General features: G+C 52.8%; 16 protein-coding genes and 2 pseudogenes. 3 read left to right on the forward strand and 15 right to left on the reverse strand.

Translation table 11 applies throughout. The features are described from left to right. Nucleotides 1–51: 51 nt before the first annotated feature. The 9 genes and pseudogenes from JK208_RS13445 to JK208_RS13490 form a co-directional block, all read right to left on the reverse strand. Entirely contained in the window at nt 52–1422 is a 1371-nt protein-coding gene (locus JK208_RS13445; protein WP_077804022.1) for a hypothetical protein, read from the reverse strand. Nucleotides 1423–1473: 51 nt separating this feature from the next. Continuing rightward, complete coding sequence (locus tag JK208_RS13450) at nt 1474–2577, reverse strand: Fic family protein (RefSeq protein ID WP_211576436.1); 1104 nt, start codon at nt 2575–2577, stop codon at nt 1474–1476. Nucleotides 2578–2785: 208 nt separating this feature from the next. Continuing rightward, nucleotides 2786–3810 (reverse strand): annotated as a pseudogene (locus tag JK208_RS13455) (IS5 family transposase). Nucleotides 3811–3919: 109 nt separating this feature from the next. Continuing rightward, the gene (gene fdhD, locus JK208_RS13460; protein WP_077804020.1) at nt 3920–4735 is read right to left on the reverse strand and encodes a formate dehydrogenase accessory sulfurtransferase FdhD; all 816 of its coding nucleotides are present in this window, start codon (nt 4733–4735) and stop codon (nt 3920–3922) included. A gap of 105 nt (nt 4736–4840) precedes the next feature. After that, nucleotides 4841–7143, reverse strand: a pseudogene (locus JK208_RS13465) (FdhF/YdeP family oxidoreductase). A 4-nt stretch (nt 7144–7147) separates the two neighbouring features. Then, nucleotides 7148–7609, reverse strand: a complete 462-nt coding sequence (locus JK208_RS13470) for a nitrate reductase associated protein (protein WP_077804228.1) — start codon at nt 7607–7609, stop codon at nt 7148–7150. 372 nt (nt 7610–7981) lie between these two features. Beyond that, on the reverse strand, nt 7982–8806 hold the full coding sequence (locus JK208_RS13480; protein ID WP_077804227.1) for an IS5 family transposase: 825 nt from the start codon (nt 8804–8806) through the stop codon (nt 7982–7984). 101 nt (nt 8807–8907) lie between these two features. After that, nucleotides 8908–10071 (reverse strand): EAL domain-containing protein, encoded by a 1164-nt coding sequence (locus JK208_RS13485; RefSeq protein WP_211576437.1) that lies wholly within the window; start codon nt 10069–10071, stop codon nt 8908–8910. 132 nt (nt 10072–10203) lie between these two features. Continuing rightward, the gene (locus JK208_RS13490) at nt 10204–11109 is read right to left on the reverse strand and encodes a LysR family transcriptional regulator (RefSeq protein ID WP_077804225.1); all 906 of its coding nucleotides are present in this window, start codon (nt 11107–11109) and stop codon (nt 10204–10206) included. Between the two features lie 107 nt (nt 11110–11216). Between JK208_RS13490 and JK208_RS13495 the strand changes: the two genes are divergently transcribed. Together JK208_RS13495 and fumC are read left to right on the forward strand one after the other, a co-directional pair. Then, nucleotides 11217–12857 carry an NAD-dependent malic enzyme gene (locus tag JK208_RS13495; RefSeq protein WP_211576438.1) on the forward strand — a complete coding sequence of 547 codons (1641 nt, stop codon included), beginning with the start codon at nt 11217–11219 and terminating at the stop codon, nt 12855–12857. Nucleotides 12858–12860: 3 nt separating this feature from the next. Then, entirely contained in the window at nt 12861–14309 is a 1449-nt protein-coding gene (gene fumC / locus JK208_RS13500; protein ID WP_211571181.1) for a class II fumarate hydratase, read from the forward strand. Nucleotides 14310–14378: 69 nt separating this feature from the next. On the opposite strand, the gene JK208_RS13505 is transcribed toward fumC, so the two are convergent. From JK208_RS13505 to JK208_RS13515, 3 genes are all read right to left on the reverse strand, one after another. Continuing rightward, nucleotides 14379–15260 (reverse strand): MBL fold metallo-hydrolase, encoded by an 882-nt coding sequence (locus JK208_RS13505; RefSeq protein ID WP_167369419.1) that lies wholly within the window; start codon nt 15258–15260, stop codon nt 14379–14381. 91 nt (nt 15261–15351) lie between these two features. Next, the gene (locus tag JK208_RS13510; RefSeq protein ID WP_194268044.1) at nt 15352–16134 is read right to left on the reverse strand and encodes an SDR family oxidoreductase; all 783 of its coding nucleotides are present in this window, start codon (nt 16132–16134) and stop codon (nt 15352–15354) included. Nucleotides 16135–16271: 137 nt separating this feature from the next. After that, the gene (locus JK208_RS13515; RefSeq protein ID WP_077804244.1) at nt 16272–17198 is read right to left on the reverse strand and encodes a LysR family transcriptional regulator; all 927 of its coding nucleotides are present in this window, start codon (nt 17196–17198) and stop codon (nt 16272–16274) included. 149 nt (nt 17199–17347) lie between these two features. Here JK208_RS13515 and JK208_RS13520 point away from each other — a divergent pair, with 149 nt between their 5' ends. Further along, complete coding sequence (locus tag JK208_RS13520; RefSeq protein ID WP_235993405.1) at nt 17348–18280, forward strand: SDR family oxidoreductase; 933 nt, start codon at nt 17348–17350, stop codon at nt 18278–18280. Here the strand turns inward: JK208_RS13520 and JK208_RS13525 are convergent. The 3 genes from JK208_RS13525 to repC all read right to left on the reverse strand — a co-directional run bounded on the left by JK208_RS13525 (nt 18174) and on the right by repC (nt 20389). Next, entirely contained in the window at nt 18174–18425 is a 252-nt protein-coding gene (locus JK208_RS13525; protein WP_235993406.1) for a Fic/DOC family N-terminal domain-containing protein, read from the reverse strand. The two genes, JK208_RS13520 and JK208_RS13525, sit on opposite strands and share 107 nt — an antisense overlap. 382 nt (nt 18426–18807) lie before the next feature. Beyond that, entirely contained in the window at nt 18808–19092 is a 285-nt protein-coding gene (locus tag JK208_RS13530) for a DUF2312 domain-containing protein (protein ID WP_077804220.1), read from the reverse strand. Nucleotides 19093–19144: 52 nt separating this feature from the next. Continuing rightward, the gene (gene repC, locus JK208_RS13535) at nt 19145–20389 is read right to left on the reverse strand and encodes a plasmid replication protein RepC (protein WP_077804219.1); all 1245 of its coding nucleotides are present in this window, start codon (nt 20387–20389) and stop codon (nt 19145–19147) included. Nucleotides 20390–20485 lie beyond the last annotated feature (96 nt).

Below are 20485 nucleotides of genomic sequence, written 5' to 3' on the forward strand. Positions count from 1 at the left end.
CTAAAACAGATTTTTGGTCCGACTGGTTGTGTTGTTGGCCAGCAATGCCTGTCACTTCCGCAGCCCCTTGATACCCAGCTCTTCCCACATCCAGTCAAAGCTGAAAGAGGACCCTGCCCCCTCACGCCCCAAGCCTGCTGTCGTGGCTTCAATCTGCTTCAACCAGGCCGCAACTTTCTTTTTCCCCGCCGCTGTTTTAACAGCCTGCCTCGGCGTGACACGCCCAAGCCCCGGAACAACCTCATCCAGAACACGACGATAATGCTGCTCCAGAACAGCAGCCAGAATTTCCGCTTCCTCTTCAAGCGGGATCTCATCTTCACGCACGTCCCCTCGGCCAGAGGTCCGCTGCTCTTCTATAGCCTGCTCAGCAGTCATAATCTGTGTCAGAGGAGATCCAATCAGACTCCCCAAGGTGTTGCGGAGTAAAGCTGTACCTTGCTTAGCCCGCGTTTCTGAATCGACCTGCAATTTCAGCTGACGGCCTTTCAGTTCAAGGTTCCCCAAAACAAGACCACCATCATCCAACGTCGTGCTCAAAAACTGAGCTTTGCTGTCTCCTGCCTTAGAATTGGCCTCAGGAACATGGCCACCCGCCTGACGCGTCCAATTCCAGATCATGCGCCCCGCATGCTGCAAACAAGGTATCGTCTTCAAAACCTCAGCAATGCTCTTCTGAGTGCTTCCCTTGCTGAGAGGAAAACACACGTCATGAAAGACCAGGTCTTCGCCATCGCTGTTAAACAGAACGGGTGGCTCGGAGGCGCTCAGCATGTTTTCCATAGTTCTAAAGAGCCAGGTCAACGTGAAGACCGGAGCCAGATCACGAAGCACATCTGTTTTGATCTTTGGAAACTCAGCCTGCCCCCGCTTACGCTTGAGAACCTCGCGTAAATTCTCAGCCAGATCTTCGCAAGCCTGCTGAGAATATGCCAACAGACCCCCTGCCAAAACCATTTTGCCATCTTCAGAAACAAGGCGTGCGGCGATGCGTTCCCAAGGCTTTAGGGACTGTGTGGCTGAGCGCTCATGAACCAGAACAGGATCACCACCCCGCAACAGGTCACGAACCATCATGCTTTGACCCGGCACGATCTGCGAAACCTCATACAGGCTCATGACGGCCTCTTTGAGGCCCCGCATATAAGCGCTTTTGCGTGGACCTTCTTTCCAGCCCCGTCGTTTCAGATAGACCTCAACGAAATTTTCGTTATCCCAGTTCTGCCCCAAGAAATCTTCGAAGGCACAGCCCCAGAGTGACATGGCCGCACCCTGCCCTAGGATATCTCCCAGGTCTTCGAAGCTGATATCCGCCGCCTCCAAAGCCGGTCCCAGATGCTCACCCAACACCTCTTCAAAACAGGATTGCCACTGATCCTGCTTCAGATATCCGATAAGCCCTGTCAGATTGTCAGCGTTCATAAATGCGACGACCTCCACTATTGTTCTGCGGCGGAACGGCAAACACCCTGTTTACCCGAGACAAAGAGAGTATCGTGCATAGCGGTTTTCTCCCGTCCGATTAAGGGCACCGAGAGATACCAGATCGGCCAGATCACGTGTCGCGGTGGCAGATGTGGCGCCGGTGATGGAACGATAGTTCTGGGCACTCAGACCGCCTTGGAAGCCGTCAGGCCCTTCTGCCAACATCCGAAGCAGAACCTTTTCCTGACGAGTGTTCAGCTTGTCACGGAGGCGATCCAGAAAACGCGTTTTCTCAATCAAAAAACGAATATTCTGAAGCGTGCGAGACTGGGCTTCCAGAACGACATTTCCAAACCACCCCATCCACGCATCAATGTGATTGGTTTCGCTGGCACGATGCAATTCGAGATAATAAGCTTTCTTGTGTGCATTGATGGTTGCAGCCAGTGCTGTAAGCGTCGGGGCCTCAAGGCTTTGCGCTAATGCTTTCTCAGCAAGAGCCCGTCCGATACGGCCATTGCCATCTTCGAAGGGATGGATGGTCTCAAACCACAAATGTGCAACCGCCGCCCGTTCGATAGCAGGGAGAGGCTTCGCTCCGGTTGGCGCTGTTTTGTTAAACCACTCAACAAACTGCGCCATCTCGCTCGGCACATTTTGTGACGGCGGAGCTTCAAAGTGGATATGCGGCGCATGGAGAGGGCCTGAAATAATCTGCATAGCTTCTGCATGCGCCCGATATCCGCCGATGATTTCCAGATCACGCCGCCCATTCATCAGCATGGCATGCCAGTCGAACAGGATTTGGTCGGTTAAAGGAGCCGCATAATGCCGATAGAGATCGGCCATTAATTCCGCAGCCCCAGCCTCCGCTGGCGTGGAGCGCCGCTTGTCTTTAGCAAAGCCTAATTGTCGGGCAATCGAGGATTGCACACTGGCCCGATCAAGCACCTCACCCTCAATGGCGGAACTCTCGACCATCTCCTGTGAGATAAGCTGAACAATGAGCTGCTGATTGGCGTCTTTGTCCAGATGCTGCATCGCGCCCACGACAACGCCTGAACCTTTCAGGAACTGCGTTTCAGCTTCGCGCAAACGGCTTTTCTTAAACTGAAATTGCGGCCAGTCCGGACGCTGCCAATTCCAACGCATGATCGATACCCCAACCTTCTATCAACCACTTTAACTGCAAATTATGATTGATAGAAGTGCAATCTATCCATCACCTGGAGGGATCGAAGAACTGTTGGTTGATACGCTTGGCTGGTGATTTTTGGCTTTTAGCGCTTTGATTGACGGTGCTTTGGGTTATTTTTGATCTGCGTTTTGAGCAGATCGGGGGCTGTTACCCTCTGGATAGCTATGCTTTGGTGCTGATCCTCTCGAGGAAGAGGAAGCGGCGTATATTGTAGACGATATTGACTAGCCCGATCCTCATGGTGGCCTGAGTTATACCGACAGTTCGAATGAAGAGCCCCGTCTGCGATTTCTGGTCGGCAAAGACATGCTCGACGCGTGATCGGATCACCGACTTCCCTGCATTAGATCGCTGGCTATGCCGGGGCATCGGTTTGAGATGCAGATTTTTTCTGTGAACCTTTGAGGCAAAGCCCTGCTTTTCCATGAAGTCTTCATTCGCTTTTGAGCAATACGCCGTGTCAGCCCAAACCGTTGAGATCGTATTGGTTTTATCCAGCAGCCCTTCTCTCAATCGCGCACCATCACTGACGGCGGCGTGCGTCGTTTTCCATTTGTGGATGAACCGGAACTTCCGGTCGATGGAGACATGGGACTTGTAGCCAAAGAACGGAATGGCCAGATCCGTTGCGGGGATCGTCCCGTCATCCTGCCGCTTCGCCTTCTTGAACTTCAGTGTCCATCGTGCATGACGATGCTTGTGGGACAATCTGGATGGCTTATCCTGCCAGTCCTCAGGAATACGTCCTGCCCAGAGGTCGGCTTTCTCAGCGTTGGTATTGCGCTGTTTTGGAGCAGCTACCAATGTCGCATCCAGGATCTGGCCGGACATCGGTAGATAGCCGGCGTTCCGCAGAGTTGCATCAAACCGGTCAAACAGCCTTTCAATGGCTCCCGCCTGGGTCAGGCGTTCACGGAACAACCAGACCGTTTTGGCATCAGGCACCCGATCTGAAAGCCCCAGACCAAGGAAACGCATGAAGGAGAGGCGATCGTTGATCAGATACTCTGTCCGTTCATCAGACAAATTGTTCAGCGTCTGGATCACCAGGATTTTGTACATCAGTACCGGATCAAAGGGCGGAACACCTCAAAATCCACAGTCTGGGAAAACGCTTCAAGCTGATCGCCAAGCCCGCTCAATCGAGCAAGCCGCTTTTCAACATCAAAGAAACCAGACTGCTTCATCTTCCAGCATCCCCAATCAACGCACGAGAAATGAGATCACACAGAAAGCCTCAAAACCAGAGGGTTTTTCGAACCCTCCATTTGCCTCGCTACAACCGTCATCTTCTGGCTACGAGTCCTGTTTCCTAATCAACCGCGCTTCACCACAGAAAACGAACTGCCTGTCCTGTCGTGCAATTGCAATCAGTGTCTGATTCATTTTCTGGGCCAATCGAAATGCGCGATCCGTCGGAGCTGAAACGGCGACCACCGTCGCCATACCCGCGCGCGCAGTTTTAAGTGCCATTTCGTATGAATAGCGACTGGTCAGAAGACAAAATCCATTTTCAAAAAGACGATCATCGCACATCCATGCACCAATCAGCTTATCAAGCGCATTATGACGGCCGATATCCTCACGGATTAAAAGGATTTTCCCATTCTGGTCGGCCCAGGCTGCTCCATGAACCATGCGTGTCGCTGCATTCAGGGTTTGCCACTTTTCAAGATCATGCAGGGCCCGCAGGATCGCAGTCGGCGCAATCTTGGCATTGATGGGAAAAGGCACCTCTTCATGGGCATCAACGGACAACACAGTATCAGTCCCGCAAAGGCCACAACTTGAATGCCCGGTCTGGGCACGGGGTCTGCGTCGTAGCAGGATTGAAAGACGGTCCCCTGAAATCGTAGCGTCCAAGGTCAGACCATCTTCACCATCCAGAACAGAGACGGAGCGGATCTGCTTTTTATTCGTAATGATTTGTTCAGTTAGGCAGTAGCCATAAGCAAAGTCCGTCAGGTGATCCGGGGTCATCATCATCACCCCGTGCGGAACAATGCCATTAAAGACGAGCCTGACCGGAACTTCATCGGCAATATTCAGAACGATCTCTTCCTCTGGGCGACTAAGGAGGGTTGCCGTTCGACTCTGAAATAATGGCGTCATACGCCTTTCTCACTGATACTGCCTGTCAGGAGTGCAACGCCCGCTCCCGGCAACAAAAAGCTTGTATATGCTCTCATAGCTCTTTCTTGCCGATACGGCTCCCACTTAGCCCGCAATTCGGATTGGGGCTGCAGACGTCACGCTTGGCACAACTTTAACTGGAATAGCCTTGGCCGCTGGCGTACCGCTGATTTCATCGAAAAAATCCAGCGGTAGAAGAGGATTTAACTCTGGATAATAACCCGCAATAGATCCACGAGGCATTGGATAATCCAGAATGGTCAGCCCATCGACATAGCGCCGATATCCATCGTCACTGTAGGTTTCCAGCCCCACGACAGCCCCGTTTTCCAATCCCCGCGCTTCACGATCTTCTTTGTTCATGAAGATAACCAAACGCGTGTTATAGACCCCCCGATACCGGTCGTTGTTGCTGTAGATTGTCGTGTTGTACTGATCGTGCGAACGGATTGTGGCCAGCCGAAGCATTGCCGGATCATCAATCACGTCGTCCACCGTTAGCCCCGGCAAAACAAGAAAATTCGCTTTTCCATTCGGGGTCATCCAGACACGACGACGAGGCGGAATATCGAGATGAAACCCGTGAGGGTCTTTCATTTTTTCCGAGAACCCCGTGTAAATCGCCGGATAAACCTCAGCAATCTTGTCCCTGATTAAACTATAGTCTTCGATATAGTCTGCCCACGGAATTTTTGACTCTGGAAGAGTGGCCATAGCCGCCCGACAGACGATTTCAGTCTCAGGCCGCACATCGGGGCTAACCGGTTCGAAAACGCCACGCGACGGCGTAACGTTCGACATTGCATCTTCAATGGTCACGAACTGTTCACCCGCTGACGTACGGATAATCTCTGAACGAGCCACAACAGGCAGAATAAGAGCTTCCTTGCCATGGATCAGATGCCCGCGATTGAGCTTTGTTGCGATCCCCACCGTAAGATCGAGCTTTGCCATGGCGGCATAAGACCGTTCGGTATCAGGAATTGCGCGGACAAAATTCCCGCCCATGCCGAAGAAAACCTTGGCGGTTCCGGCTTCCATGGCTTCAACAGCTTCAATCACATGATGGCCATGCTTGCGTGGCGGCTCGAAACCGAAAACATCCCGCACACGATCAAGATAGGCCTGTGTTGGCTTTTCATCGATGCCGACCGTGCGGTCACCCTGGACATTGGAATGTCCCCGGATCGGCGCAATGCCCGCGCCTTTCTTGCCGATATTTCCCTTGAGCAACAGAAGGTTCGCAACCTGCTGGACAAGTTGGGACCCTTCCTGATGCTGCGTTATGCCCATTCCATAACACATGATTGTCGCGTTGGATTTGGCATAAATCCCGGCAATCCGGCGGATCTGCTCTTCCGATATGCCAGAGATACGAGTGATATCTGCCCAGGAAACTGACATGACGTCAGCGCGCAGAGTTTCCAGCCCTACTGTATGCTCAGCAATAAAAGCATGATCCAGCACTGACTCGCCGCGATCTTCGGCCTCGAACAGCGCGCGATCATCCCCTTAAAGATTGCCAGATCGCCACCAATGCGCACATGAACAAATTCACTGGAAATGGGTGTCGAACCAAACGTGCCCATCTGCAGGATATCCTGCGGTTCCGTAAAACGGATCAGCGCCCGTTCAGGCATCGGATTGATCAAAACGATTGGGATGCCGCGCTTGCGAGCCTCCACAAGGTTCGTCATCATACGGGGGGAATTGGTTCCGGTATTCTGCCCAATGACAAAGATGGCTTCGGCATGGTCGAAATCCGCCATGACGATCGTGCCTTTTCCAATCCCGATCGAGGAAGGCAGCCCGCGGGATGTCGGCTCATGACACATATTCGAACAATCGGGGAAATTGTTGGTCCCGAACTCGCGGACAAAGATGGAATAAAGAAAAGCGGTTTCGTTAGCCGTTCTACCGGACGTATAGAACTCTGCCTGATGAGGACTTTCCAGCGCCCGAAGATGCTTTCCAATCAGGGCATAGGCATCATCCCAGGCAATCGGCACATATTTGTCGCTTGCAGGATCATAGCGCATAGGCTCGGTCAGGCGTCCCTGCATTTCCAGCCAGTAATCGCTACACTCCATGAGCTCCGTGACAGTATGCTCTGCAAAGAACTCTCGTGTCACACGGGCTTTGGTAGCCTCATGCGCGAGGGCCTTTGCGCCATTCTCGCAGAATTCAAGTTTCTTTCGGTGATCCGGGTCGGGAAACGCACAACTGGGGCATTTGAAACCACCCGGCTGATTCATGGCAAGCAGGCCGCGTGATCCTTTGACCAGAACGCTCTGCTCCATCAGAACCTTCGCGGTTGCACCGGCCGCTCCCCAGCCGCCTGCAGGGTGATGATAAGGCTTAAACTCGGACTCTCTGTCTTTGCTCATGATATCAACCCTCCCCTTGAAGGACGCCAAACTCCTTCAACGCAGGTACAAAATTTTCGTTCTCATGTTTCAATCTGGCGAGCTTGATCAATGCGAAACGTTGAAGCGGAGTTAACGCAGCCCATTGTTCCGGTGTAGGTGATGGAACGGCGTCTGCCTCAGCCTGAGACGAAACTGCCGCCGGCATCCGATCCTTCTCTCGCCAGTCTTCAAATGTCTGCGACGGGAGGAAACTGACAGGCTCATCTGCTCGAACGTCAATCAGATCCTCGACAAGAGTGCGATAGGCGGTCTGTTCCTGAGCCGTCTCACATGGTGCCTCTACCAAATGGCTCCTTTCCTCGCGCAACAGACGGCTCCACTGACGAAGCGTCATTTTGATTCCCACAAGGTCGAGCTTCTGTCGTGCGATCATTGGAATACATCGCAAAGAGCCTGCAAAATCCCGCTCGAATTCAAAAATCATAGGATTTTCAGACATTGTATTTACCTTTGCGATCAATGTGACGAATGATAAATCGGTTAAAAAAATAATTTCTCTTACATTAATCAGTTATTGTTTTAATTAAACATTAAATACACTATGAGGAAATATTGAGTTCATATTATTCAAAATATTTTAAAGTGAGTCCTTCTTTGCTTCTTTCAAAAAAGGAGGAACGACCTGTTCGGAATGTCTATCAAGAGGCATGCGTTTGTTCTCAATGGAGACTGGGTGGTCGTCCGATCCTATCTCGATGACTTCTTTCTTAAATATTTTCAAACCTCTTCCAAGATCTCCCATAGTGGACGATAGACGTTTCCCGCCACCAAAAACAATAAGAGCCTGTTTGGAAAATCACGGGTGAGCATTTCTGCGCATGAGATTGGCGCCCATGGCGACGAAGATCATGGCCTGTGACACGTCGACGCGGCGTTCGTAGTCACGCACGAGCCGCCGCCAGCGGGTCATCCAGCCGAAGGTCCTCTCGACCACCCAGCGTCGCGGCAGCACCTCGAAGCCCTTTGCTCCGTCGCGGCGGCGGATGATCTCGACGATGAAATTCAGATAAGTCGCCTTGTCCATCAACTGCAGGCGGTCATAGGCGCCATCGGCGAACAGATGCTTCACCCATGGCCAACGCTTGCGGATCGCATCCAGGATCATCTGGGCGCCGGCACTGTCGGAGATGTCGGCCGGGGTCAGGTTGACCATCAGGAGGCGCCCGTCCGTATCGACGGCAATATGGCGCTTGCGTCCGACGACCTTCTTGCCGGCATCGTAACCCCTTGTCTTTGCATGAGGCGCCTTGATGCTCTGGCTGTCGATCACCGCCGCTGTCGGACTGGCCTCGCGGCCTGACTGCTCCCGGTCGAGCATCAGTTCAACGTCATGAATGGTCTGGAACAGGAACCGTCGCGCCAGTTCCCGAAACCAGCCATAGACCGTGCGCCAGTGTCCGAAATGGATCGGCAGCATGCGCCAACCGCAGCCTGAACGAACAAGATAACGCACCGCGTTGATCACCTCACGGAATTCGACTTCCCGTGGACGGCCACGACGCCCAGGGCCTGGCATCAATGGCGCAATCCGCTCCCATTCCTCGTCCGTCATGTCAGACGGGTAGCGTTTCGTCTTGCGGCTGATCCTGGCCATCCGGCCCCTCTGCTCTGGCGTCCACATCCAGAGCTTGAATCACATCAGACCGATTTTCCAAACAGGCTCTGAGCTGTAATTACATCAGAGAGAAGGCGTCTTCCCGAATGACTTCCAGAATATGCAGGTTACCAGACGTTCAGCCGTTTCTGCGCCATTATCCCATTAATTGTCTTGTTAAATATTTCGAGTGAAATAATTGAATAACCTAGAATTTCTTCTGATTCGTCCCTGACCTGGGTCAGCATAACAAGGTCGATGTCACCACTCTCCCGCGTAAACCTGTAGGGAGGATAAGGTAGACCGCGTTCTCTAAAAGACTTCAACCATTCGAGCATCGTACGCGTATCAGGCAGAAGCACATGGATATCGGCACCAATAACCTCTTTTTTGTCAAAACCAATCCGACGACAGAATGTCATACTAGCATCCCGGATGATATAGTCTCGATCTATAAAACAAATCGCAACTTCTCTCGAATTATAGAGAGATGATATTTGAAATGCCCTCTCTTCAATAGATAGTCTTTGATATTCGTTTTCCGTATGTACCACCGGATTGGAATTCGGGTTTCCAATCCTTTTTAATGGCCGAGGAGGACTGAACAGATACCCCTGCCCTTTCGTACAACCAATTTTCCGTAACAGATCTGCCTGCTCGACCGTCTCTATCCCTTCTGCAATCACGTCAATATCGAGGCTATTCGCCAAGCCAACAATCGCAGATATTATTTTTCTATCCTCCTTACGACTGACACAGGAATGCACGAATTTCTGGTCAATTTTTACACCTGAAAATGGCAAAGAACTCAGGATCGTGAGACTTGAATAGCCGGTGCCGAAATCGTCCATGACGAAGGAAATTCCGGTTGTATTCAGCTTTGTCATAAATTCAGTACAAAGCGCGAGATCAGAAATAATCACGCTTTCAGTAATTTCGATTTTGATGCGCTCGTGCGGGAACTCATAGAGGCTGATGAGGGACAGGATGCCATCAAGAATACAGGCATCCGATATCTGCGATGGTGAAAGATTAAACGAGAAAAACAGGTTGGGATTGAATTTAAGTCGGTGACGGAAAGTATATTCCAAAAGAAAAATAAGGAGTCCATCAAGGAGTTTTTTATTTTCGAACCGCTCGATACTTTTCTTGGTATCGAGAAGTTTTCCACAATCAAAAAATCTACTCAAAACTTCATAACCAATAATTTGATCAGATTTCATTGATACAATTGGTTGGAAATAAGGCAACACAGAAATCGTCGTTTCACCAATTTTGAAATGCCGGTTCATTGTCTTTCCCTTTTCAGGGTTAATACGGTGTAAAACGTTCCGATATCGTTAACGTATTATGCGTATCAACGTTTACTGGTCTTCCTCTGTTTTATTTTCATAATGTATCGACACTTACCTCTCCTCATATAATCAAGACTGAGGGTGCGCCAAAAAGTCTCTTAAATTATCGAGAAAAGTTTTAACGCGTAGAGGGACGTTGCGTCGACTGGGCATCGTTGCAAATAGCCCGATTGTTTCCCCCTGATACTCTGGAAAAAGACGGACCAACCTACCGCGTTGCAGGTCGTCGCTGACGTCCCACAAGACTTTGAATACGATGCCTTTGCCCTTGAGGGCCCAGTCATGCACCACTTCGCCGCTCGTCGTCGAGAGATGAGGAGTTACCTCTACAATCTGAGCTTCACCCGAACGAGATAGTCTCCACTGGTCGAGCATCCCCAGTTCATGCCCCCGCATCAGGCAAATACAACGGTGCTCAGTTAACTGGGCAAGGGTGGTCGGCATGCCAAACCTCTCGAGATAGGCTGGAGAAGCGCAGATGACCCGTTCACTATTCATGATCTTCGTCGCGACAGTTCCTGCTTCATTTGGCATTCCAATCCGAATGGCTAGGTCAAGGCGACTATTAACGACATCCAGTCCTTCGTCTGACAGGAGGAGATGCACACGCAGCTTTGGAAAACGATCGGCAAATTTACTGACAAAATCAGCCAACCGACGGCGCCCCAGTTCAAGTGGCGCCCCGATCCGCAGGACACCACGAAGCTCCTTCTGATTGGCAGAAATCTCTGCTTCAGCCGCCTCGATATCAATCATGATCTCTGCAGCACGCTCATAAAACGTCTGTCCCTCGTCCGTCAGGTCGAAGCGTCTTGATGTCCTTGTGACCAGACGTACGCCAAGCCGCTCCTCCAGCCGAGCCAGTCTTCGACTGGAAGCTCCTGCCGAAACGTTGAGGTGACGCGCGACTGCAGTCAGATTCCCCGCTTCAACGAGAAGTACGAAAAATCTCAGATCACCAGCGTCATCGTGCATTGAGAGTACCATCTTTGCATTTTAAACACAGATACAATGTCTTTTATGTGACTACCAGCGCGATAAACACACATCCATTGTGAGTACATCAATGAACGGAGACAGACATGACGTCCGATCGCACTGTACCTTCACTCCCTCCCCTTCTGGATGCGGTTCACAACCGCGAAACTGCCTTCACAAACGAAGAGCGGCACAAGAATGGTACGCTCGGCCTCTTGCCAGACGCCGTCGAAACCCTTGATCGGCAGATGGAGCGCGTCCTATGGCAGCTTGACAGCAAGAGTAACGATCTCGAGCGCTTTCTCCATCTGAACGGATTGTCACAGCGTAACGAGACCCTGTTCTTCAAGGTTGTGATGTCTGATCCGAAGCGCTTTCTTCCCATTGTTTACGATCCGACAATCGCTGATGCCTGCCTTCAGTACAGCCGTCTCTTCGAGAGACCACAGGGGATGTATCTTTCGCTACGTCACAAAGGTCGTGTGAAAGAGATACTCGCCAACTGGCCCGAAAAAGATGTGCGCTTCATTTGCGTCAGTTCCGGCGGCCGTATTCTGGGGCTCGGAGATATCGGAGCCAATGGCATGGGGATCCCGGTAGGCAAACTGCAGCTCTATACGGCCTGCGCCGCCATCCCGCCTCAGGGCCTGATGCCAATGTTACTGGATATCGGTACAACCAATCAGGAGTTGATTGACGATCCACTCTATCTCGGTTTGCGGCAGGCACCCCCATCGTCAGACGAACTCGACGCATTCGTTGATGAACTCGTGGCAGCCATTCAAGAGCTTTATCCTCGTTGCTGCTTACATTTTGAAGACTGGAAAGGAGACGATGCCATCCGCCTACTGGCGCGATACCGTGACAAAATCCTTTGCTATAATGACGATATTCAGGGGACTGCGGCCATTACGATCGCGGGCCTCGACACCGCCCTGTCGATCAAAGGCGAGGCGCTGAAAGAACAGCGTATCCTGTTCTACGGTGCAGGGTCTGCCGGGATCGGTATCGCAAATATGATCGTGAGTGCATTACAGGACGAAGGTCTTTCTGAAGCTGACGCCCGCACCCGCATTTCCATGATGGATATCAACGGTTTGATCGAACCTTCGCGGCAGGATCTTAATCCGTCTCAGAAAGTGTTCGCCCACTCCCATGCCGCGACGAAAGACCTTGCGGCGGCAGTCAGAGCCATTAAGCCCACTGTTCTGATCGGCGTTAGCACCAACGCGGGTGGCTTCACCGAGGAAGTCGTTCGCACCATGGCGAGCATCAACGACAAGCCCGTTATTTTCGCGCTCTCCAATCCCACCGACAAGGCGGAATGTACCGCGGAGCAAGCTTATCGCTGGACAGACGGCCGTGCCCTCTTCGCTGCTGGCGTCCAGTTCGACGATGTTACTTTGAATGGCAAAACGCTCACCCCCGGACAGGCCAATAATTTTTATATCTTCCCCGCCGTGGCACTGGCTGTCTGGGCAACACAGGCACGACGCATCACCGACGAGGTCTTCCTTGAAGCTGCGAAGGCAACCGCTGAACAGGTCACAACGGAACAACGTACCCATGGCCTGCTTTTTCCGCCGCAAAAAGATGTCCTACGTGTGGAGATCAACACGGCCATCAAAGTCGCGCGTCAAATCTTCAAATCGGGCCTGGCTCAGGTTCCTGAACCCGAAGACATCGTGGACTGGATTGAAGCTAAGCTCTACCGTCCGGAATACTCTACGTTAGAGGAGAACTGATCCGTGGCTCTTCCGCTTCATCTGCGAGACACCTCGATTGGCCTCAACGTTTCGGGAACGCGTGTCGAAACAGACTCAATGGGGCGGATCGACGTCCCAGCCGACCGCTACTGGGGTGCCCAGACGCAGCGCAGTCTTGAGCATTTTTCCATCGGCAACGACCGGATGCCAATGGAAGTCTATCATGCCTATGGGATCGTCAAGAAAGCTGCAGCGCAGGTCAACGCGGCAGGTGGTCGCCTGACTGCTCTCAAAGCAGGTGCAATTATTCAAGCTTGTGACGAGGTCATTGCTGGCGAACTGGATGCTCATTTCCCGCTCTTTGTCTGGCAGACTGGATCGGGGACACAGAGCAACATGAACATCAACGAAGTGGTGTCCAACCGGGCGATCCAGCTTTTAGGTGGAACACTCGGTAGCAAAAACCCTGTTCACCCAAACGACGACGTTAACATGGGCATGTCGAGCAACGACAGTTTCCCCACAGCGATGCATATTGCGACACTTACACTGCTTGATAAGCGCCTGCTTCCGGAGCTGGACGCTCTGGCCACCACCATCGAGGAAAAAGCAGGGTGCTGGATGGACGTTGTCAAGATCGGACGCACTCACCTCGAAGACGCCGTACCGCTGACGGTTGGGCAAGAGTGGTCCGGCTATGCTCATCAGATCCGAGAGACCATCGCAAACCTGAAGCTGGGACGTGCAGGGTTATTCGAACTCGCGATTGGCGGTACCGCAGTTGGAACCGGCCTAAATGCACCTAAAGGTTTCAGCGTCGATATGGCCAATGCCATAGCCCAACTAACAGGCGAGCCATATGTTACAGCGCCAAATAAATTTTCCGCCCAAGGTACTCTAGATGCCATGGTTCGCATGAGCGCAGCTTTGCGAGGCGTGGCCGTAGCACTCATGAAGATCGCCAACGACATGCGCTGGCTGGCTTCCGGGCCACGATGCGGGTTGGGTGAGTTGCGGCTGCCAGAAAATGAGCCCGGATCGTCGATCATGCCGGGCAAGGTCAATCCTACTCAATGCGAGGCCCTCGTCATGATCGCGATCCAGGTCATTGGTGATGATACCTCGGTCGCTTTCGCCGGCAGTCAGGGCAATTTCGAACTCAACGCCATGCGACCGATCGTCATCAATAACGTCCTGCATGCAATCCGTATTTTGTCTGATGGTTGCCAGAAATTCCGTCAGTATTCTGTCGAAGGTACAGAACTTAATCTGAAACGTATTCGTGAAATGGTCTCACGGTCGATCATGCTGGTAACAGCACTAAGTCCTGATATCGGATACGATAAAGCCTCTGCCATTGCCCATGTGGCGATGGAGCAGGATATGACACTTAGGGACGCTGCTCTCAAAAGCGGCTATATTGATGAGCAGACATTCGATCGGCTCGCCGACCCTATGACAATGATCGGTCATGGGGTCGGGGGAGCCTGATGGCGATAGCACCCTAAAATTGCACAATTCCTCTTTTTCCTAGAGCCGAGTGCTTTTTAGTAAGAGCCGCTAATCAACATCGCGAGACTGTTGCTCGTAAAATATTTGGAACGAATCTCCGAGAGTTTCTATTTTTGCTCTAACGGGTGCATTGAAGTGTACACCCGTTACATATCGACCATTCTGGGAAAGCTCGGTGAGAATCTTACGACGTGTTTTTGCAGCCAAATCGGGAGTGTAATCGAAGGCAAATGTGGCGTCAGGACGTGCCACCTGAATATAAGGGAAATGCAGGATATCTCCCCAGACCAGGAGGGAGTCGCCTTCGCTTTCCAAAAGATAACCGGAATGACCTGGTGTATGTCCTGGTAAATGGACAGCTGTGATCCCGGGAAGCAGAACATCTCCGTCCTCGAAAGGTGTGAGCTGCTGCTGGTAAGCATCAAGGACGTTGCATGCCACGTCGAACAGACGCTGATAATCGGCAGATGCAACCTTGCGTGCCTCATCGTCTCGCCAGAAATTCAGTTCCGCCCTATGCAGGAAAACTTTTTTGACGTTACGGAAATGTTTTGTGGCGAGAGGACCGGCCAAACCTCCAACATGGTCGCTGTGCCCATGTGTGAGAAGGATCGTGTCGATCTGTAGGGGATCATAACCTGCAGCAACCATGGCAGGAACCAGACGTCCGCCCCACCCGTTGATATTTCCGGCACCCCCATCAATCAAAATGGTCTGTGTTCCGATTTCGACGATAAAAGCATTAATGAACATACGCGGCAAAGATGAGACATTCGCCGCGATCAAAAGTGATAATACCTCATCATTGTCGATGCCTTCAAGCATGTCGAATGATCCGTCCAGAGAGCCGTCACTCAGAACCGTTACGGCGAACTCGCCGACACGGTAACGGCTAATTTCAGGGGCCTGAAACATTCGTTTTGATGACATGAACTTGTCCCTTGGGTGCTCATTGAGTTGCGGACAGACGACAGAGTCCGCCCGCAACAATCCGACACCATGTCAGCAGTGCTTTACCTGATCAGACGACGCCGTTCAGTTTGCAAAGGACGGCATGACGAGCCGCTTTCACCGTCTCAGGTGTCGTGCGGTTGTCGATAGCCTGCTGCTTGGTTGCGGCATCGCCGCCAACGACCATATCTTCATCTTGCATGAGAGCGTCGACACCCTGCTGCGCTACGATATGCAAATCATTTTTCGGCCCGTGGTCGATCTTGCTGGTGGCCATGCCGGCATTCTTGTGAAAACGCGTGTTTGTTGCACCCGGGAGCAGAGCAGTGACACCCACGCCCGTATCGCGAAGCTCTTCACGCAGGGATTCTGCAAACATAAAACCGAATGCCTTGGAGGGACCATAGACCGTTTCGTAAGGCGTCGGTGTGGTTGCCGAGAGGGACGAGACAATCATGATCCGGCCGGCCTTGTTGGGCACCATGTGCTGCACTACACGCTTGGCCAGATGCACCGTCCCGGAGATGTTGATGGCAATGACCCGGAAATCATCTTCGAGCTTGTTATCAACAAAGGCACCGCCCAGGCCGATGCCAACATTGAGAACGGCAATATCGACGTTTCTGCCAATATCTTTCGTAAACTGCCAGAACCCTTCGACGCCGTCATAGGTCGCTGCATCCGCCTGAAAGGCATAGACTGTCACCCCGATCTTTTCGAGTTCTGTTTTGGCGTCGTGGATTTTATCGCTGGCCCCCGAGATGGCGAGATCATAACCCATGCCGCCAAGGATACATGCAATCTCGAAACCAATGCCCGAGGACGATCCGCTGATCATGGCAAGTTTGCTCATCTGTCTTCACTCTTCCCAAAGTTGGATAAAACGGAGTGACAAATCGCAAGGAATATCTACTGCCACTCCCCCCGGAGATAAGCGCTCAATTCTTAAAAATCCACATGATCGGCGAAGAGCTATAATCAACGGGGTGATCACTCCTGTTCACCTGGACTGCTGTAGACAGCCTTTTGTTCCTGTACCAGGCGAATAAGAGCCCGTAATGCTTCAGGTAGTTGCCGACGACTGGGATAATACAGAAAGAGCGGTGGTCCCATAGAAGCCCATTCGGGCAGGACCTTGACGAGCGACCCGTTTGCAATCTGCACTGCCGCCCGGCTTTCAAGGTTGTAACTGATCCCCCCATCGCGTTCGGCGATCTCGATAGACAGAACGGTTTCGTTGACGATCACTGACCAGTCCGTGTCCAAAAAGACTTTCTCCTCGCCGCGTTCCAGCTCCCAGTGATAGATTTTTCCGCTTCCCATCCGGATCCCTATACAGCGATGCTGGTGTAGGTCGGCCGGGCCTCGAAGGGGTGGAGCTGAAGCAAGATAGGCAGGCGATGCGACTGTCACCCATCTTAGATCGGGACAGAGCGGGACCGCGATCATGTCTTCCGGTATTGTGCCACCATAGCGAACACCTGCATCAAAGCCCTGTTCGATGATGTCTTCCACCACATCATCCACTGCGACTTCCAGACGCACCTCGGGATAAAGGGCGACATAGCCCGCTATAACGGGAGCCAGAATCAGACGGGCGGCATCCGTCGGTACGTTCAGACGTAACTGACCCGCAGGGCGGTCCCGATAACGATTGAGCGCTTCGAGCCCATTGGTGATTTCCGAGAGTCCTGATATGACATGCGAGAGCAATTCCCGTCCGGCCGGCGTTAGCGTGACGCTGCGATTGGTCCGGTTAAAGAGACGGACACCCAGGCGCTTTTCCAGTCCGCGGATAGCGTGGCTCAAGGCCGATGGAGAAAGATCCAGTTCTGCTGCAGTTTTGCGAAATCCACCTGTTTTGGCGATGGCGCAGAACAGGTTGAGATCTCCCAGATCTCCACGTGAAAGATGCATGATGCGTTTCGCCCGCTCGTTCATTCATATTTGTTGAATGTAAGCATACACCATGTGCTTTTTGACTCAATTCCAGGCCTTATGAGGTTGCGCTAGGATCCGTTGATAAATCACCTTTCTTGGTGCCCCAGACAGAAGGAGCAACGTGCATGTCAGAAAGAATGCGGAAAATCGTCGCAAAGGATCGTGTCGCAGTCATCACCGGTGCAGCAAAAGGCATTGGTGCTGCTCTTGCCCGAGAATTTGCGACCCGCGGGATGCGCTTGGCACTTCTTGATCAGGACGGAGACGCGCTGGAGGCGCTGGCGCCCACGCTTCCCGTTGACGTACTGACTGTCGTGGGTGACGTGACCGATGATACGGTGCTTCTGCGCTTGCGTGACGAAACGTTAACCCGCTTTGGGGACGTTGGATTACTGGTGAATAATGTTGGTGTGCTGAGCAAAGCCGGTCCATGGGCTTCACCAGATGAATGGGATCGGACTCTAAACGTAAATTTTCGCGCCGTCCTCAGCGCACAACATCTATTCGTGCCACATATGACCGCCGCAAAACGTCCATCGGCCGTGGTGAATCTTGGCTCCAAGGAAGGAATTACTACGCCGCCTGGTCACGCCGCCTATTCTGTCGCCAAAGCAGCAGTGAAGGTGCTCACGGAGCAGTTGGCCCATGAACTGCTAGTCTCCACGGGAGGAACTGTTTCGGCCCACCTTCTGGTACCAGGTTATACATGGACCCCTATGAATTTCCACGGCAAGGATGGGCCTCATGACCGTAAACCGGAGGCTGCATGGACAGCGGAACAGGTCGTAGATTATTTTCTGCAGCGGATATTCAATGAGGATTTCTACATCCTGTGTCCGGACAACGAAGTTACATCCGAAATGGATACACGCCGCATTCAGTGGTCGGTCGACGACATGATTCACAATCGCCCCGCACTCTCACGCTGGAACCCGGCTTGGGCGCAAAAATTTACGCAATGGATGAGAGCCGATGGTACAAACCGCTCCAAAGCCAGCGCGTATCCCGAACCTGTCGAACCGTCTGCCCTGCCTGATCGTCATCTTCGTCGGCGATAAGAAGTTCATCCAGGGTGCTATGGGTTCTTTCCATCGCCGAACTGCTGACGGCTTCGCGGCGGCTGAGAATACGACTGATTTGATAAGGGGCTGGAAGACGGACCAGACGCTCACGGACACCACCGGATAGCTCAGTTCGCTTCATGCCCCAAACCTTTATCAGAGAACTTGAAAAACAATCTTATTAAAGGTTGTACTGAAAACCTTTCAATAAAATTTTCTGTTGGAGATCTCTTAAAGGTTTGTGCCCATTCTTCTGCATATTTTCAGAACACAAGAAAAGCGACGGCGATATTTATGATCGCTCCACAGAACACGATCACAAGAAGCCGCTCGGTCGTCGCGGCCGACAAGCCAGATGACGCGGGGTGAGACTGGAGATATTTCAGTCGCGCATACCCCGCGAGAATTAGGCTGATCCCAACGGCTCCGGACACCATGGCCACACGGTAGGATAAGGCCGCAACTGTTGGCGTAGAAATTCGCTCTCTCCTAACGGGTGTGTCCGCAATGGACACACTACTGTTTCACATTCCCAGAGCACGACGGTAAATGTCCAGAAGGGTTTCCTGCTCCTCGACCTGGGCGGGCTCCATTTTCCGAAGTTTCAGGATCTGTTTGATGATCTTGACGTCGAAACCAGCCGACTTGGCCTCGCTGAAGATGTCCTTGATATCGCCAGCCAGCACCTTTCGCTCTTCTTCCAGCCGCTCGACACGCTCGATGATGGATCTAAGACGATCCGCCGCAATTCCTCCGGTCTGAGCTGGAGCCTTAAGAGCCGCTACGTCCTGTTTCTCATGTGCCAACATACAATTCTCCTTTCACTCGCCCATTCTGCAGATCCCATCTGCGACTGACACCTCAATGGTAGGTGCGGTCGGCCGAAAGATCTGACGCCAGGCCATAGAGCGTCCGGTCCAGAGCCAATGTACCGTCCAGATGACGCTCGATCATGGCCCGTAGCAGGCCACCGGACGACCGGACTTTGCCCTTTCGCGCCTTGGCGGAAATGACGCACACCGCGACAGCCGCCTCATATCGACCCATCACACTGCACGCCTGACGCCAGGCATGAGACGAAATCCCCAGAGAGCCAGTGAGCATCTCCACGGCGTCGATCAGTTCGGCCTCATGGGGACGGCTGCTGGTGCAGAGATCGCGCAGGTCCGGGACGAGCTGAAGGAGGAAGTTCGGTCCGGCCTTGAAGCCCCGAAGCGGCGAGGCCTTGGCAGGGGAGGCACTGTCAGACCCAACTACTCCTTCTTCTATGCCAACGCCGGCGCAGCCGGCTCCGCTTACAGTAACTTTAGGTATCGTATTTGGGTTTGTATCAGTATTGTGGGGTCCATCAGTGCGCCCCATGGGGTCCATTTCCACAGGGTCAGCACCTGCGATCAGGGCTTCCAGACGCTCGACCAGCCCCTCCATCTGCTCTACCAGCGGAGAGAGAATGTCCAGGTCGTGGTCATTGCCACGCAGCGCCAGGAGCTGATGCCCGTTCTGCTGGATGCTCATGACCTCTGCCTTGTCGCTGACCGTCTCAAGCGCCGTGGCAGAAAGGGCCGTGATGCGGCGGCTCAGGATCATGGCACGCTTGTGCAGGCGCTTTCCTTCGCGCTCCCGCTCTCTGAAGGCCTCAACGCGTTGGAGCATTTCGTCGTAGCGCCGAGAGAGCGGCGACAGATCGAACCCGTATCCCTCAAGGATGGCCCCATTGCGGCCGTCACGTCTCAACCAGCGCTGTTGATTCGGACTATCGCGCATGATGATCCAGCCTAACTCGCTGAGGCCTCGTAACCAGCGTTTGACCGTGGACCGCTCGATGCCGAACCGCTCGCAGATGTCACGATTGCGCACGGCGCAGATTGTGAGGTTGTCGTCCTCCCAGTCCACCGGCTTCGTGCGGCTGATCAGAAAGCCAAGCAGATCGGACTGGCGCGGCTGAAGGCCAAGCGCACGAGGCTCTGTGTGCAACGCACTGAGGATCTGCGCCTTGCTGGCACCACTTCGCGGCAGGGCCTCGCACTGCATCTCCGCGAGGATCATGGCGGCGGTGATGCGCCTCACGCCCGCCTGGTGGGGGTCATACGAAAGAGAATAGGTCATGGAAAACTTCTCAGGATTTCGGGGTTTCCGAAGCCCTGCTCTCCAACCCTTCAAACAAGCCCCTCCCGTTTGCAAGAAACTCTTGCATTCGAGGCT

Origin of the sequence: Gluconobacter sp. Dm-74 (genome assembly GCF_018256135.1) — a bacterium.
Classification (GTDB): Bacteria; Pseudomonadota; Alphaproteobacteria; order Acetobacterales; family Acetobacteraceae; genus Gluconobacter; species Gluconobacter cadivus.

What these genes read in the sequence shown, in the direction of transcription:
- JK208_RS13450 (WP_211576436.1), bottom strand. Translation starts at nt 2,577, where the DNA reads ATGCGTTGGAATTGGCAGCGTCCGGACTGGCCGCAATTTCAGTTTAAG.
- JK208_RS13445 (WP_077804022.1), bottom strand. Translation starts at nt 1,422, where the DNA reads ATGAACGCTGACAATCTGACAGGGCTTATCGGATATCTGAAGCAGGAT.
- JK208_RS13490 (WP_077804225.1), bottom strand. Translation starts at nt 11,109, where the DNA reads ATGCACGATGACGCTGGTGATCTGAGATTTTTCGTACTTCTCGTTGAA.
- JK208_RS13525 (WP_235993406.1), bottom strand. Translation starts at nt 18,425, where the DNA reads ATGAAGCGAACTGAGCTATCCGGTGGTGTCCGTGAGCGTCTGGTCCGT.
- JK208_RS13505 (WP_167369419.1), bottom strand. Translation starts at nt 15,260, where the DNA reads ATGTCATCAAAACGAATGTTTCAGGCCCCTGAAATTAGCCGTTACCGT.
- repC (WP_077804219.1), bottom strand. Translation starts at nt 20,389, where the DNA reads ATGACCTATTCTCTTTCGTATGACCCCCACCAGGCGGGCGTGAGGCGC.
- JK208_RS13485 (WP_211576437.1), bottom strand. Translation starts at nt 10,071, where the DNA reads ATGAACCGGCATTTCAAAATTGGTGAAACGACGATTTCTGTGTTGCCT.
- JK208_RS13480 (WP_077804227.1), bottom strand. Translation starts at nt 8,806, where the DNA reads ATGTGGACGCCAGAGCAGAGGGGCCGGATGGCCAGGATCAGCCGCAAG.
- JK208_RS13515 (WP_077804244.1), bottom strand. Translation starts at nt 17,198, where the DNA reads ATGCATCTTTCACGTGGAGATCTGGGAGATCTCAACCTGTTCTGCGCC.
- JK208_RS13520 (WP_235993405.1), top strand. Translation starts at nt 17,348, where the DNA reads ATGTCAGAAAGAATGCGGAAAATCGTCGCAAAGGATCGTGTCGCAGTC.
- JK208_RS13495 (WP_211576438.1), top strand. Translation starts at nt 11,217, where the DNA reads ATGACGTCCGATCGCACTGTACCTTCACTCCCTCCCCTTCTGGATGCG.
- fdhD (WP_077804020.1), bottom strand. Translation starts at nt 4,735, where the DNA reads ATGACGCCATTATTTCAGAGTCGAACGGCAACCCTCCTTAGTCGCCCA.
- JK208_RS13470 (WP_077804228.1), bottom strand. Translation starts at nt 7,609, where the DNA reads ATGATTTTTGAATTCGAGCGGGATTTTGCAGGCTCTTTGCGATGTATT.
- JK208_RS13530 (WP_077804220.1), bottom strand. Translation starts at nt 19,092, where the DNA reads ATGTTGGCACATGAGAAACAGGACGTAGCGGCTCTTAAGGCTCCAGCT.
- JK208_RS13510 (WP_194268044.1), bottom strand. Translation starts at nt 16,134, where the DNA reads ATGAGCAAACTTGCCATGATCAGCGGATCGTCCTCGGGCATTGGTTTC.